At 64.4% G+C, this 14,057-nt stretch carries 12 protein-coding genes; 9 read left to right on the top strand and 3 right to left on the bottom strand.

Annotated elements, in window-relative coordinates; translation table 11 throughout:
* The first annotated feature begins 153 nt into the window (after window positions 1-153).
* Both EWM57_RS07995 and EWM57_RS07990 read left to right on the top strand, forming a co-directional pair.
* Window positions 154-1,323, top strand: a complete 1,170-nt coding sequence (locus EWM57_RS07995) for a BamA/TamA family outer membrane protein (protein ID WP_129920612.1) — start codon at window positions 154-156, stop codon at window positions 1,321-1,323.
* Between the two features lie 163 nt (window positions 1,324-1,486).
* Window positions 1,487-2,716: a glycosyltransferase gene (locus tag EWM57_RS07990; protein ID WP_129920611.1), complete on the top strand. Its 1,230-nt coding sequence runs from the start codon at window positions 1,487-1,489 to the stop codon at window positions 2,714-2,716.
* On the opposite strand, the gene EWM57_RS07985 is transcribed toward EWM57_RS07990, so the two are convergent.
* The 3 genes from EWM57_RS07985 to EWM57_RS07975 form a co-directional block, all read right to left on the bottom strand.
* A complete protein-coding gene (locus tag EWM57_RS07985; protein WP_129920610.1) occupies window positions 2,713-3,312 on the bottom strand; it encodes a class I SAM-dependent DNA methyltransferase in 600 nt (199 codons plus the stop codon). The genes EWM57_RS07990 and EWM57_RS07985 overlap by 4 nt on opposite strands.
* A 107-nt stretch (window positions 3,313-3,419) precedes the next feature.
* A complete protein-coding gene (locus tag EWM57_RS07980) occupies window positions 3,420-4,163 on the bottom strand; it encodes a PIG-L deacetylase family protein (protein ID WP_129920609.1) in 744 nt (247 codons plus the stop codon).
* Window positions 4,156-5,364 (bottom strand): acyl-CoA dehydrogenase family protein, encoded by a 1,209-nt coding sequence (locus EWM57_RS07975; RefSeq protein WP_129920608.1) that lies wholly within the window; start codon window positions 5,362-5,364, stop codon window positions 4,156-4,158. Before EWM57_RS07975 ends, EWM57_RS07980 begins: the two co-directional genes overlap by 8 nt.
* 200 nt (window positions 5,365-5,564) lie before the next feature.
* On the opposite strand from EWM57_RS07975, the gene purH reads away from it, so the two are divergent.
* The 7 genes from purH to rodA all read left to right on the top strand — a co-directional run bounded on the left by purH (window position 5,565) and on the right by rodA (window position 14,045).
* Window positions 5,565-7,097, top strand: coding sequence for a bifunctional phosphoribosylaminoimidazolecarboxamide formyltransferase/IMP cyclohydrolase (purH, locus tag EWM57_RS07970; protein ID WP_129920607.1), 1,533 nt, complete (start codon window positions 5,565-5,567; stop codon window positions 7,095-7,097).
* Between the two features lie 79 nt (window positions 7,098-7,176).
* Complete coding sequence (locus EWM57_RS07965) at window positions 7,177-7,404, top strand: hypothetical protein (protein WP_129920606.1); 228 nt, start codon at window positions 7,177-7,179, stop codon at window positions 7,402-7,404.
* 266 nt (window positions 7,405-7,670) lie between these two features.
* Complete coding sequence (locus tag EWM57_RS07960; RefSeq protein ID WP_129920605.1) at window positions 7,671-8,696, top strand: rod shape-determining protein; 1,026 nt, start codon at window positions 7,671-7,673, stop codon at window positions 8,694-8,696.
* A 100-nt stretch (window positions 8,697-8,796) separates the two neighbouring features.
* The gene (mreC, locus tag EWM57_RS07955) at window positions 8,797-9,726 is read left to right on the top strand and encodes a rod shape-determining protein MreC (RefSeq protein ID WP_129920604.1); all 930 of its coding nucleotides are present in this window, start codon (window positions 8,797-8,799) and stop codon (window positions 9,724-9,726) included.
* Window positions 9,723-10,247 carry a hypothetical protein gene (locus tag EWM57_RS07950; RefSeq protein ID WP_129920603.1) on the top strand — a complete coding sequence of 175 codons (525 nt, stop codon included), beginning with the start codon at window positions 9,723-9,725 and terminating at the stop codon, window positions 10,245-10,247. Before mreC ends, EWM57_RS07950 begins: the two co-directional genes overlap by 4 nt.
* Before the next feature lie 605 nt (window positions 10,248-10,852).
* Window positions 10,853-12,691, top strand: a complete 1,839-nt coding sequence (gene mrdA, locus EWM57_RS07945; protein ID WP_129920602.1) for a penicillin-binding protein 2 — start codon at window positions 10,853-10,855, stop codon at window positions 12,689-12,691.
* Window positions 12,692-12,746: 55 nt separating this feature from the next.
* Window positions 12,747-14,045, top strand: coding sequence for a rod shape-determining protein RodA (rodA, locus tag EWM57_RS07940; protein ID WP_129920601.1), 1,299 nt, complete (start codon window positions 12,747-12,749; stop codon window positions 14,043-14,045).
* The last annotated feature ends 12 nt before the right edge of the window (window positions 14,046-14,057 follow it).

Genomic DNA, 14,057 nt, shown 5'->3' with positions numbered 1-14,057 from the left:
TCGATGCGTCGGAAGGGCTTTTTTTGGGCTGAAGCCGCGCCGGAGTTGCTGCCGGGCTGCCGCTGGTGAGCCCGGCCGGCGGAGTTGGTGGCAAACCTGTATCTTCCGCCGCCGCCGCCTGATCCGGCCGCGACTTTCCCGCTCCTGCTGCCTATGCGTCAACTCTACCCGCTACTCCTGCTGACGGCTTTTCTGGCCTGCCCCGCTTACGCCCAAACCAGCCCGCCCGGCCCCGACGACCCGGCCACGGGGGCTGCCGTGGCCCCGGCCGGCCGGCGCGACAAGCCCAGCTTTATTCCGTTTCCCATCGTGTTTTCTCAGCCCGAAACCGGCTTGGGCTACGGCCTGGCAGTATTGCCCGTATGGCGCTTTGGTACCGATACCGCCTCGCGCAAATCGAATGCCCGCCTGCTGGCCTGGCGCACCCAGCGCAACCAAAGTCTGGTGCAGCTGACCCACAACGTGTTTACGCCCGGGGAGCGGTTTCTGCTGACCAGTGAAATCAGCAACTACTATAAGTTTCCCATCAACTACTACGGCTACGGCCCCAGCACCAGCCGTGACGACAAGTCGGTGATTCAGTACAAGGTGCTCATTGTGGCCGAGCGGGTGCTGCGGCAGGTGCGCCGCAACCTGTTTGTGGGCCTGCAATACCGCGGCACCTACCTGCGCGACGTGCAGATCAAGGAAAACATCGACGAGGGCACGCCCCAGCAGCGGCCCAGCCTGCTACTGCGACGCCCCGCCCGCGAGTACGAACAAAGCACGTTCGTCTCCGGCCTCGGGCCTTCGGTGGTGTACGACGGCCGCGACAATATCCTGAGCTCTTTTCGGGGCAATTACTTAGAAGTAAGCAGCTTTTTCAACGGCGGCGTCCTGGGCAGCGACTTTCGCTTCAGCCGCTTCCTGCTCGATGCCCGCCACTTCCAGCCCCTGGATCAGCAGAACAAAACCATTCTGGCTGTGCAGCTGGTCGGGCAGTTCAACGTGGGCAGCGTGCCGTTTCGGGAGCTGGCCAACCTGGGCGGCGACAAAATCCTGCGCGGCTACTACGACGGCCGCTACCGTGACCGGCAGATGCTGGCCGTGCAGGGCGAGTTGCGCTGCAAGCTGATCGGGCGCTTCAACGGCGTACTCTTTGGCGGCCTGGGCCAGGTGGGCCGCACGGTGTCGGAGCTGGGCCAAAACAGCCTCAAGGCCACGGGTGGGGCCGGGGTGCGCTTTCAGTTCAACCGCCGCGACCGGCTCAACATCCGCTTTGACTACGGCGTGGGCCGCGGCGGCTCTTCAGGCCTTTACTTCAGCATCGGCGAGGCGTTTTAACCCGGGCGGAGGTCCGGCCGCTGGCTGGTGGGGTGGGCTAACTTGTTGAGCGCTAAATCTGTGTTGGCTACTCAGCTGCCGACTCTCGCGAAAAGTGGTGGATATGCCGGGAAAAAGTGCCGCCTGACCATCCCCGGGCGCCCATTCGGCGTAAGCGCCTTTGATGGAACACGCTGCCCCTTTTCGCTTTCACGCCGCTCAGGAAGCTACGGCAGCCGCCGTTTCAGCCGAACCCTGGCGGAGCAATCCGGCACCCCGACTGGAGTTGCGGGCTACCGTCGTGATTCCGGTGAAGGATGAAGCCGACAGCCTGCCCCGGGCCCTGGCGGCTCTGGCGGCGCAAACCGACCTGCGGGGGCAGCCGCTGAGCCCCGGCAGCTACGAAGTACTGGTGCTGGCCAACAATTGCCAAGACGCCACGGCCGCGGTGGCCCGGCGGTTTGCCGCGACCCATCCAGACCTGGTGGTGCACGTGGCCGAAATAACGCTGCCGCCCGCCGAGGCCCACGTGGGCAAGGCCCGCCGCCTGCTCATGGACGAGGCCTACCGGCGCCTGGAGCTGGTTTGCCCCGGCGCCGGGCTGATTCTGAGCACCGACGGTGACACCTGCGCGGCCCCCGACTGGCTGGCGGCTACCCAGGCCGAAATGCTCACTTACCGCGCCGATGCCCTGGGCGGCCGTATTCTGACGCTGCCGGCCACGCCGGGCGCGGCCACCCGGAGTTATCAACTGCGCGACACGGCTTATCAGCTGCTACGCGCCCGCCTCGAGGCCCTGCTCGACCCGGATGCCGCCGACCCGTGGCCCCGCCACCACCAGCACTTCGGGGCCAGCTTCGCCATCACGGCGGCGGCCTACCGGCGGGTGGGGGGGCTGCCCGTGGTAGCTTATCTGGAAGACGAGGCCCTTTACCAGGCCCTGTGTCGGCACGACCTGCGGGTACGCCACAGTCCGGCCGTGCGCGTGTTCACCTCCGACCGGCACGAGGGCAGGGTGGAGGTGGGGCTTTCGTGGCAGCTGCGGCAGTGGGCTGCCCTGCACGAGCAGCAGCAGGAGCCTGTGGTGGAAAGCCCCGCCCGGCTGGCGGCCCTCTGGCAGGCCCGTCGGCAGCTGCGGGAGCTTTGGCGGCAAACCAACCAGAGTAGCCTGCCCATGCTCAGGCTGCCTTCCGACGCGGTGCAGGCCGTGGGTGCCCAGCTTGGCATCGACTCTTTTGACCTGGATCAGCGCCTGCGCTGGGCTTTCACGTTTGGACAGCTCTGGCATTGGGTGCAGCAGGAGCAGACGCGTACTGGCTGGCTGCGGCGCTGGCCCCCCATGGCCCTAACCCAGGCGGTCCGGGAGCTGCGCCTGCTGGTGGCCTGCCAGGAAGCAACGCCCGTAGCCCGTTAGCGCCGGGCCAGCAAATCCAGGCGGTACGTTTCGTGGCGCTGGCCCTCCAGGTGCTCCAGAGGACCGGCCGGGGTGGCCTGGCGTAAAAAGAAGTCGTGCACTTCGTCGCCGGTGAGGGGGTAGTCGTGCACGGGCGGGGTCCAGTGCACCAGTAGCAGGTGGCCGCCCGGTTCCAGTGCGGCCAGAAGCAACTCGGCCGTGCGTTCCAGGTCGGGCAGCGCCCAGTAGTAGCCCACCTCCGACAGCACAATTAAATCGAACGTGGCGCCGACGGGAAACTCGGCGGGCAGGCTCATTTGCTGAAATTCGACCTGGGGCAGATGGGCGCAGCGCTGCCGGGCGCGCTTCAGCGGAGCTTCGGCAATATCCACGGCCAGCAAGTGGGCGCAGCGCTGGGCCAATTGTTCAGTCAGCACGCCCAAAGAGCAGCCCACCTCGAAGCCGCGCTGGTACGTTGGGCTAGGCAGGGCTGCTACCGTAGTAGCGTACTTTTTCCGCTCGTAGGCGCTGGTTTCAAAATTCCAGGGGTCGGTGTTGGCGCGGTATACCTCGTCGAAATAACCGGCGGGCAACGTATGGGGCTGGTTCTGATTCATGCGGGCGGAGTAAGGCAACGATGCGCTGCTCCGGCTAAACGCAAAAACCGGCGCCCGGGCTGCGGAATTCTCTCCGGTCCTAAGCACAGGCTCGGCGGCAGGGTAGGCTACTTGGCTTCCAGATACACCTCAAAGGGCTGGGCAAAGTGCGCCAGCATCGTTTCGGAAAGCCGAAACCCCGTGGGGTCGTCATCGATGACGGGGCTAAGCTGGGAGCGGTGGGCCGCAATGGCCTGCTGCTTGATGCCGACCACCGCCGTAATGTCGAGCCGCCAACCGTGCACTTCCCCTGGCTGGGGCAAATCCGCTGCGGCCGCCCGCTCCCAGGCCCACACGACGTACTCCACCAAGCGGGGCGCAACGGGCAGTTCGGCGCAGGCCGCGTGCACCAGCTGACTCGTGGCCCGGTGGTCGGGGTGAGGGTCGCGGCGCCAGGGCACCAGCACGGTCTGGGGCTGCTGGGCGGCCAAATAAGCCCGCAGGCGCGCCACGGCCGGCTCAAATCCGGCTGCCCCGCGGCTGGGAACGGCCCCGTCGGGCAGGCGTAGGTGCAGGGTCGCGTCGGCCGCTACGCCCAGAATCTGCAGAGCCTCACGCAACTCGGCTTCGCGCAGCACCTGCCGGGCCAGGGGCGGAAACTTGCGGGAGTTGGGGTGCGACATGGTTCCGTCGCTGACCAGCACTGTGCTAACGGGTTGGCCAGCCTGCCGCAGCAGCGCCAGCAGACCCCCGCAGCCCAACGATTCATCGTCAGGGTGAGGGGCAATGACGACCGTGGAGCCCAACGTAGCGGCAAAGCCGGCAGGCTGGAGGGGAAATTCGGCGAAGGGCAGCACAACAGGATCAGGCATTCCAGAGCGAGTAAGCCGGGGCAGCATGGTGCAACACGAAGCGGCCGGCATCGGCTACGGCGGCATCGGGGGCGGGCTGGCGCAGGTAGTGGGTCAGGTCGCGGTGCAGGCGCTCAAAGGGCTCGGGACGCAGCAGGCCGCGGGCCCCTACGCTCCGCTCGGCCAGGGGCAGCACTCGCAAACAGATTTCCTCAATGGCCGTGCGCACCAGGTTGGCGTAGGCCACCGTGGCCTCCGCCTCGGCGTGAGCCAGCGGGCGGGCGGCATGCTCAGCCGCCCCGCGCAGCCAGTGGTTGCCGCTTTCAATGAGCATGGCCATTTCCCCGACCCGCATTTTCTGGTACGGGTCGTCGAGGCGGCCCAACTCGCGCAAAAAGCGGCGGGTTTCATCGAACACGGCTTCGGCCGCGCCCAGCTGTACGGCGGCAAACCGGATGGCCCCCCCGCTGAACCAGGGCTGCTGGTAGTAGTCGCCGGGCTGGCCCAGCAGGTCGTCGGGTCCGATTTCGGCCCCGGTCAGCTCGACGCGGAAGCTGGCCGTGGCCCGCATGCCCAAGGGCTGCCAAAACGAGGAGTTTAGCGTCGTGGGCTGCTCATCGGTGGGCAGCACAAACATCTGCCAGCCCCCGCCGTCGGGCAGGGCGCCGGTGATAAGCGGGCGGGAAAGGTGGCCGGCCCCGGAGCCGAACGTTTTGCTGCCCCGCAGCCGGTAGCGGCCCCCAGGCAGGGGCTCGAGCTGCACGCCGTCCTGGGCCTCGGTGTTCCAGACCCCGAACAGATGGCCGGCGCGGGCATCCTGAGCCCAGCGCCGTACCTGCTCGGGCCGCCCGAAGCGCTGAATAAGCTGCAAAGCGTTGGCATGGCCTTCGTACACCCGGCCCACGGCCAGGTTGCCGCGCCCGATGTGCTTGAGCGTGCGCAGCAAGCGTAGCGTATGCGTCGGCGCCATGAGGTCGAAACCACCTTCCGCAGCGGGGAGCGGGGCCGTGAGCAGGCCCGCCGCGCGCAGCCAGTCAAACTCCTGGGTGGGAAAGCCGCCTTCTTGGTCGGTGGCCGCTGCGGCACTGGCCAGCTGTCCGGCCACTGCCGCAGCGGCGGCTTCGGGGTCGGGCAAAACGGAAGATGCAACCGGAGCGGCAGCCGACGCCTCCGGCGAAGCGTCGGGGGCGGAATCGGCCGCGGGGTAAGCCAGCAGGGACATAGAAAGTAGGAAAGGAGGTGGAAGGACTCAACTGCGCTTCAGCAGCAGCAGCAAATGGCCGGCTCAACGGTATCGATACGTACGACTCAATCATTGAGATGGGGGCAGGGTAACAATTCGGTAACACCGCGGGTTGGGGCCCCGACGGGGAGGTGGCTACCTTCGTGCGTCCAAATCGTTCAGCCCAAACCATTCGTACCATGTCGCAGCCGATTCGCTCCGCCCTCGTTTCCGTCTATTACAAAGACCGTCTGGAGCCTCTGGTGGCGCTGCTCAAAGAACACGGCGTGAAGCTGTATTCCACCGGCGGCACTCAGCAGTTTCTGGAAGAACAGGGCGCCGAAGTAACCGCCGTAGAGAGCCTGACGGGCTTCCCGGCCGTGTTTGGCGGGCGTGTCAAGACCCTGCACCCGAAGGTGTTCGGTGGCATTCTGCACCGGCGTCACGAGGCCGGTGACCTGGCCGAGGCCGAGCAGCACGGCATTGCGCCCATCGACCTGGTTATCGTGGATTTGTACCCGTTCGAGGAAACTGTGGCCGCCGACGCCTCGGAGGAAGAAACGATTGAGAAGATTGACATCGGCGGCATCTCGTTGCTGCGGGCCGCGGCCAAAAACTACCGCGACGTGCTCGTGGTCAGCAGCCGCGACCAGTACGAGGCCGTCACGGAGCTGCTGCGGGCCAAGAACGGCGCCACCGACCTCGAGGACCGCCGCCACTACGCCGCCGCCGCCTTCGAAACGACCTCGCACTACGACACCCACATTTTCCAGTACCTGAGCCAGGGCACGGCCGTCGATGGCACGGCGCTGAAAGTGAGCCAGAAGCCCGCTACGGCCCTGCGCTACGGCGAAAACCCCCACCAGGCCGGCACGTTCTACGGCGACCTGCCCGCCCTGTTCGACCAGCTGCACGGCAAGCAGCTCAGCTACAACAACCTCGTCGACGTGGACGCGGCCGTGCTGCTGATGCAGGAATTTCAGGATGGGGCGGCCGCCTGCGCCATTCTCAAGCACACCAACGCCTGCGGCGTGGCCCAGGCTCCCACGCTCACCGAAGCCTACCTGCACGCCCTGGCCTGCGACCCGGTATCGGCCTTCGGGGGCGTGATTATCGTGAACCGGCCGGTGGACGAGGCCACGGCCCAGGAACTCAACAAGCTGTTTTTCGAGGTGCTCATTGCCCCCGAGTTCGAGGCGGCGGCCCTGCCCATTCTGCAAAGCAAGAAAAACCGCATCCTGCTCCGCCAAAAGCCGGTGCAGTTCCCCAAAAAGCAGGTGAAAACCCTGCTCAACGGCGTTATTGAGCAGGACTTCGACCGGCAGTCCGAAACGGCCGCCGACTTCAAGGTCGTGACCCAGTCGCCGCCAACGGCCGAGGAAATCGAGGCGCTGGTGTTTGCGGCCAAAATCTGCAAGCATACCAAGAGCAACACCATCGTGCTGGCCCGGGCCGGACAGCTGCTGGCGTCGGGCGTGGGCCAAACCTCCCGGGTGGATGCCCTGCGCCAGGCCATTGAGAAAGCCAAAGCTTTCGGCTTCGACCTGCAAGGGGCCGTGATGGCCTCCGACGCCTTTTTCCCCTTTCCCGACTGCGTGGAAATTGCCGGGGCGGCCGGCATCCGGGCCGTGGTGCAGCCCGGCGGCTCCATCAAGGACGCCGACAGCATCGCCGCCTGCGACCAGCTCGGCATGGCCATGGTGATGACCGGCGTGCGTCACTTCAAGCACTAAGCGCCAAGCATCCAGACGGAGCAAAAGCGGAGTTTTCACTACACTTGATGGTTGCATTGCACTCCTAATTCTCTAGCGTATGAAACCCGGCCCCCTCGAAATCACGCTGTACGTTGTTGGCGTCGTGCTGCTGCTGAGCGGGCTGGTTATCCGGGCCGGGCACCTAGCCAGTCCCCACCTGGGCTTTACGCTGCTGGGCGCCGGCTTTCTGCTGGGCAGCGTCGGGCGGCTGCTGGGCTGGCGGCGGGCCCGCCGGATGCGCCGCGAGCAGCTCAAGGCTCAGTTTGCCCATCTCCGGAAACCCTGAGACGGTAGTCTAGTCTGAAATTAACTCCGAAAGCCCCGGCGCCTGCTCGCGCTGGGGCTTTTTGCGGCTCAGCGGCAGGCGGACGGAATGATACAATACGAAGAAGGCGGATTTCAGCGTTGGGCCTCGCAATGACCGCAATACCTCCGGCCGGATCCCGTGCATGCCATGATTATACCGGCTGCGCTTCGCCGAAACTTCCGTACTTTTGCGCCCACTTTGCACGGGCTCCATCCGTGCGCCTTCTTTTAACCTGCCGCTACTCAATGGGTTTCTTCAACTTCCTTACCAGCGACATCGCCATTGACCTGGGGACGGCTAATACGCTCATCATTCACAACGACATCATCGTCGTGGACGAGCCGAGCATCATTGCCAAAGACCGCACAACGAACAAAGTAATTGCCGTGGGCCGGCAAGCGCAGCAGATGCACGAGAAGACCCACGACAACATCAAAACCATCCGGCCCCTCAAAGACGGCGTTATTGCCGACTTCCACGCCGCCGAGGAGATGATCAAGGGCATGATCAAGATGATTGATACCCGTCGGCGTCTGTTTCAGCCCTCCCACCGCATGGTGATTTGCATTCCTTCGGGCATCACGGAAGTGGAGAAGCGCGCCGTGCGCGACTCCGCCGAGCACGCCGGGGCCAAGGAAGTCTGGATGATTCAGGAGCCCATGGCCGCCGCCATCGGTATCGGCATCGACGTGGAGCAGCCCGTGGGCTCGATGATTATCGACATCGGGGGCGGCACCACCGAAATTGCGGTTATCGCCCTGTCGGGTATCGTCTGCGACCAGTCCATCAAGACGGCCGGCGACGTATTCAACCAGGACATTCTCGACTACATGCGCCGCCAGCACAACCTGCTGATTGGGGAGCGGAGCGCCGAGCGGATCAAGATTGAGGTGGGCGCTGCCCTGACCGAACTCGACGTGACCCCGCCCGACTTCGAGGTGCGCGGCCGCGACCTGATGACCGGCATTCCGAAGGTTATCAAGGTGACTTCATCCGAAATTGCCATTGCCCTCGACAAGTCGGTGGCCAAAATTGAGGAAGCCGTACTCAAGGCCCTGGAGATTTCGCCGCCCGAGCTGTCGGCCGACATCTACGAAAACGGCATTCACCTGACCGGCGGCGGCGCCCTGCTCCGCGGCCTCGACAAGCGCCTGGCCGCCAAAACCAAGCTGCCCATCCACATTGCCGACGACCCGTTGCGCGCCGTGGTGCGCGGCACCGGCAAAGCCATCAAGGACATTCAGGCCTTTAAGGGCGTTTTGCTGACCTAAGAATTGAGCTCGTGAGACATGAGAAGTGGGAGGGACGGCATCAGCCAACGAGGTCGTCTGTCTCACTTCTCATGTCTCATTTTCTCACGTCTCCCTCATCATGCGCAACCTCTTCGCCTTCCTTTTCCGCTACCGGGGCATCCTGGTGTTCGGGCTGTTGGAGGTGCTGAGTCTGACGCTGCTGGTGCGCAACAGCAACTACCACGGCGCCGCCTTCTTCAACTCCTCCAACGCCTACGTGGGCCAAGTGCTCGACCTGCGCACGCGCATCTACGACTACTTCCGGCTGGTGCAGGTCAACCAGGGGCTGGTGGCTGAAAATGCGGCCCTGCGCCAGCAGCTCTACCGCGCCGACGCCAGCAACCGGGTGGCCGACTCGCTGCCCGTGAGCCGGGACAGCCTGACTCAGGCGCGCCTGCAGCGCCTGGGCCGGCCCGACTCCCTGCTGCTGGGGCTGAAGCAGATTCCGGCCCGGGACCCCGACTACCCGCTGATTCCGGCCCGGGTTATCAATAATTCGCTGCGCAACGTGGACAACTACCTGACCCTGAACGTGGGCACCGTGGACGGGGTACGGGCGGGTATGGGCGTGCTGGCCGCCGCCGGCGTGGTGGGCCGGGTGAAGGTGACCAGTGAGCACTACGCCACCGTCACGTCGGTGCTGCACTCCAAGACGGCTATTTCGGCCAAGATCCTGCGCGACGGCACCTTCGGGGTTATCAAGTGGCTGGGCGAAGACCCCACCCACGTGCTGCTCGACTACATTCCGCGCCAGAATAAGCTCGTGCGCGGCGACACCATCGTCACGTCGGGCTACAACGCCATTTTCCCCGAGGGCGTCCGCATCGGCACCGTCGACTCGTTTGTGAAGGAAGCCGACAAAAACTTCTGGACCGTACGGGTGCGGCTGGCCGTTGACTTTACCAAGCTGACCTACGTGTACGTGGTCACCAGCCGCCCCAAGATGGAGCGCGACACGCTGGAATTCAAGGCCGGCCTGAAGCCGGAAGGGGAGGAGGCGCGGCCATGAGAGAAGTCGGCGTTATCCTGATTCAGCTGCTGCGGCTGGCCGCTTATTTGGCCATCCACATGCTCATCATCAGCAAGCTGGTGCTCTTCGACCTGGGCTGGTGCTTTTTCTACCTGGGCTTTCTGCTCTTTCTGCCCATTGGCACGCCCATCGTGGTGCAGCTCGGGCTGGGCTTCGTGGTGGGCTTTACCATGGACCTGTTTTACGACACCGGCGGCCTGCACGCGGCGGCGGCCGTGCTGCTGGCGTTTTTGCGGCCCTGGGTGCTGCGCCTGCTCACCCCCCGCGACGGCTACGACGCCGCCGACTCGGTGAACGTGCACCAGATGGGCGGGCAGTGGTTCGTGGTGTACCTGGCCCTGCTGGTCGGCATTCACCACGCGGCCTTCTTCCTGCTCGAGCTGGGCTCGTTCCGCACCTTCGGTCTCACGCTGGCCAAAATCGTGGTCAGCACCTTGTTTACGGGCCTCACCCTGCTCATCGTGCAGCTGCTGTTCGTCCCCTCGCGCCGCACGCGGTAGGGGCGGTGAGGTGGTGAAACTGTGAAATGGTGAAGCGTGATTTGACCGGTGAAGTAGCTGGGGCAGCCTGGGTGAGCTAGGGCGGTGGTGGAGCCGGTAATGGAGCGGGTTGCAGGATAGGTAACGCTGTACGACTATGTCACTGAGGGCTCAGCGGACGTTTCGCACCTAGCCGAAGCCTATCCGAAGCCCTACGCATACGTCCTTGTCACGTGCTAAGCGTATCCGAAGGCCTTCGAACACGTCCTGCACGTGTGCTGGGCTTGTCCGAAGGGCTTCGGATAAGTTCTGCACAGGTGCAGAGTCTGTCGGAAGGGCTTGGGATACCCTCTGCACATGTGCTGGGTGTATCCCAAGGGCTTCGGATAAGCCCAGCACAAGTGCAGCGGCCGGCCAGCGAGGCCGGGCGCTGGACCAGCCAGCCCGGGGCGGGTAGTCGGCCGGGCGGCCGCCGAATGATTTTAGGCTGGTTGAGGTTAAGGATGGTAAGCAGGGGCGGGGAAGAACGAAAACTCACCATTTCACCATTTCACCATCTCCCCTTCCGTACCTTTGTGAATCCGGCCGCAGTGCCGTAGTACGTTTACCTTCAGTTTCTTCTCGCTTTGCAATACCTCGAAGGCCGCAAATACGTGGTGCATGCCATTTTCCTGGCGGTGGCATTGGTATTTGGGGCTCGTCTCTTTTACATTCAGGTCCTCGACGGCAGCTACAAGCTGGCCGCCGACCGCAACACGCTCCAGCGTCTGGTGCAGGTGCCGTACCGGGGCCTGATCTACGACCGCAACGGCCAGATCCTGGTGCAGAACACGCCCGTGTACGACCTGATGGTAGTACCGCGCGAAGTCAAGCAGCTCGACTCGGCCCGCTTCTGCCAGCTGCTGCAGCTGCCCCTGGAAGAGCTGCGTACCTCGCTCAAAGCCGCCCGCGCCTACTCCCGCGTCAAGGCTTCGCCCCTGGTGCAGAACCTGAGCACGCCCGAGCTGGCCGCCATCCAGGACAACCTGATTGACTTTCCCGGCTTCAGCATCAAGGCCCGCATGGCTCGCTCCTACAAGACCGAGAACCTGGCCCACGCCCTGGGCTACGTGGGTGCCATCACGCCCGCCTTCCTCGAAAAGCCCAAGTACGCCAAGTACCTGCCCGGCGACAACCTGGGCATCACCGGCTTGGAGTCGTTCTATGAGCAGAAGCTCATGGGTCGGCGCGGGGTGCAGTACCGCATGGTCAACGTGCGCGGCATCGAGAAGGGCGCCTTCCGCAACGGGGAGTTCGATACGCTCTCCATTGCCGGCCAGGACTTGCACACCAGCATCGACATCGAACTGCAGAAGTACGGCGAGACGCTCATGGCCGGCAAACGGGGCTCCATCGTGGCCCTCGACCCCAAGACCGGCGAGATTCTGGCCTTCGTGTCGGCCCCCCTCTACGAGCCATCCATCCTGACGGGCAAGGGCATGGGCAACCGCTACATGGAGCTGCTCAACAACCCCGAGCGGCCCCTGTTCAACCGCCCCCTGATGGCGACGTACCCGCCCGGCTCGGTGTTTAAGCTGGTGAATGAGCTGGTAGCCCTTCAGATGGGCGTCGTCACGCCCGAGACGGGCTTCGACTGCAACTGGAAGCTGGTGCGCTGCACCCACCGCCACGAGCCGCCCCGCAATCTGAGCATTGCCATCAAGAACAGCTGCAACCCGTATTTCTACCAAGTGATGCGCGCCAGCGTGCTGCGGGGCCGGTCCACCAACAAGTTCGAGGACGCGCGCCTGGGCCTGGCCGAGTGGCGCCGGCAGGTGATGTCGTTTGGACTGGGCGAAAAGCTGGGCGTGGATATGTCGAGCGAGAAAAAGGGGCTGATTCCCTCCCCCGAGTTTTACGACAAGCTGCGCGGCTACCACCACTGGAATTTCAAGACCGTGTACTCGCTCAGCATCGGCCAGGGCGAAATTGGCATCACGGGCCTGCAGATGGCCAACGTTATGGCCACCATTGCCAACCGCGGCTACTACTACACGCCCCACTTTGTGCGCGGCATCGGCCAGGGCGGTCCGCTGCCCGAGTACACCCAGCGCCACGTCACCAGCGTGGAGCAGCGCCATTTTGAGTCCCTGATTCCGGGCATGTGCGCCGTGGTCGACGGGGGCCGGGGAGCCACTGGGGCCAGCGCCAGCTTGGCGCATTACGGCATTGCCGTAGCGGGCAAGACCGGCACCGTGCAGAACCCTCACGGCGAGGACCACGCCACCTTTGCCGCCTTTGCCCCGGCCAACGACCCCAAGATTGCCATTGCCGTCTTCATCGAAAACGCCGGCTTCGGCGGCAGCTCGGCCGCGCCCATGGCCGCCCTGATGATGGAGAAGTACCTGCGCGGTAAAGTCAACAACCCGCGCTGGGAAAACTGGCTCATTGGCCCCGGCACCGACCGGTTTATTCGCCACCATTAGCGCCGAGCCGGTAGTGCGCCCTGTTTCCCGCATCTTTGCCCCCGTTTAGCTTCCCATGCCTTCTTCTCCCGCCCGATACTCCCGTAGCATTGACTGGGTCACCGTGTTGCTTTACGCGGTGATGCTGGGCCTGGGCTGGCTGAACGTGTACGCGGCCAGCTACTCGCCCGACGCGCCGGCCGGCGGCCTGTTCAGCGGACAGAGCTTCGCCGAATTGATGCAGTACAACTGGTTCAAGCAGATTCTGTGGATCGGCACGGCCCTGGTGCTCATCGTGGTGCTCGTCGTGGTCGACTACAAGGCCTACGATACCTTTGCCTTCGTGCTCTACGGGGCCATGATTGCGCTGCTCATCGTCACGCCCTTCATTGCCCGGCCCATTGCCGGCTCCCGGTCGTGGCTAGAGCTGGGGCCGGTGCGCCTGCAGCCGGCCGAATTTGCCAAGTTCATTACCGCCCTGGCCGTGTCGCGCTACATGGCCAGCATCAACCTGCGCCACCAGAACTTCCGCGACCAGCTCGTGCTGGCCGGCCTGACGCTGCTGCCCCCGCTGCTCATCATTGCCGCCAACGAAACCGGGCAGGCGCTGGTGTTTGCCGCTTTCCTGCTGGCGTACTTCCGGGAGGGCATGTCCCCGCTGATTCTGATTATCCTGGCCGCGGCCGCCGTTATCTTGATTCTGGCGTTGCTGGTGCCCAAGCTCTGGCTGGTCGGGGCCTTCACCCTGATTCTGGGGGGCGTATTTGCCTTCAACACCAAGGTGCTGCGCCACCACCTGCCGCTGGCGCTGAGCGTGTGGGCCGTAGTCATCGGCATGGTCTTCGGCGTCGACTTCTTCTTCAACAACGTGCTGCAGCCCCACCAGCGCAAGCGCATTGAGGTGCTCATCAACCCCTCCGCCGACCCGCTGGGCGTGGGCTGGAACGTGACCCAGTCCAAGATTGCCATTGGCTCGGGCGGGCTCGTGGGTAAGGGATTTTTGCAGGGCACCCAAACCAAGTTCGACTTCGTGCCCGAGCAAAGCACCGACTTTATCTTCTGCACCGTGGGCGAGGAGTGGGGCTGGCTGGGCACCACGGTGGTCATCTTGCTCTTTATGGCGTTGCTGGGCCGGGTACTCTACGTGGCGGAGCGCCAGAAATCCGTGTTTGGGCGCACCTACGGCTACTGCGTGGCCAGCGTCATCTTCTTCCACTTCGCCATCAACATCGGCATGACCATCGGGCTGGCCCCGGTGGTGGGCATTCCGCTGCCCCTGTTCAGCTACGGTGGCTCCTCGCTCTGGTCGTTTACCACCCTGCTGTTTATCCTGCTGGCCATCGACGCCTACCGCAAGCAGGACCTGGTTCGATAATGCTGAATGGTA

Source organism: Hymenobacter persicinus, assembly GCF_004167665.1.
GTDB lineage: Bacteria > Bacteroidota > Bacteroidia > Cytophagales > Hymenobacteraceae > Hymenobacter > Hymenobacter persicinus.
Note: the sequence above shows the minus strand (reverse complement) of the source record. Positions and strands in the feature narration are given on the sequence as shown.

What these genes read in the sequence shown, in the direction of transcription:
- EWM57_RS07995 (WP_129920612.1), top strand. Translation starts at nt 154, where the DNA reads ATGCGTCAACTCTACCCGCTACTCCTGCTGACGGCTTTTCTGGCCTGC.
- EWM57_RS07990 (WP_129920611.1), top strand. Translation starts at nt 1,487, where the DNA reads ATGGAACACGCTGCCCCTTTTCGCTTTCACGCCGCTCAGGAAGCTACG.
- EWM57_RS07985 (WP_129920610.1), bottom strand. Translation starts at nt 3,312, where the DNA reads ATGAATCAGAACCAGCCCCATACGTTGCCCGCCGGTTATTTCGACGAG.
- EWM57_RS07980 (WP_129920609.1), bottom strand. Translation starts at nt 4,163, where the DNA reads ATGCCTGATCCTGTTGTGCTGCCCTTCGCCGAATTTCCCCTCCAGCCT.
- EWM57_RS07975 (WP_129920608.1), bottom strand. Translation starts at nt 5,364, where the DNA reads ATGTCCCTGCTGGCTTACCCCGCGGCCGATTCCGCCCCCGACGCTTCG.
- purH (WP_129920607.1), top strand. Translation starts at nt 5,565, where the DNA reads ATGTCGCAGCCGATTCGCTCCGCCCTCGTTTCCGTCTATTACAAAGAC.
- EWM57_RS07965 (WP_129920606.1), top strand. Translation starts at nt 7,177, where the DNA reads ATGAAACCCGGCCCCCTCGAAATCACGCTGTACGTTGTTGGCGTCGTG.
- EWM57_RS07960 (WP_129920605.1), top strand. Translation starts at nt 7,671, where the DNA reads ATGGGTTTCTTCAACTTCCTTACCAGCGACATCGCCATTGACCTGGGG.
- mreC (WP_129920604.1), top strand. Translation starts at nt 8,797, where the DNA reads ATGCGCAACCTCTTCGCCTTCCTTTTCCGCTACCGGGGCATCCTGGTG.
- EWM57_RS07950 (WP_129920603.1), top strand. Translation starts at nt 9,723, where the DNA reads ATGAGAGAAGTCGGCGTTATCCTGATTCAGCTGCTGCGGCTGGCCGCT.
- rodA (WP_129920601.1), top strand. Translation starts at nt 12,747, where the DNA reads ATGCCTTCTTCTCCCGCCCGATACTCCCGTAGCATTGACTGGGTCACC.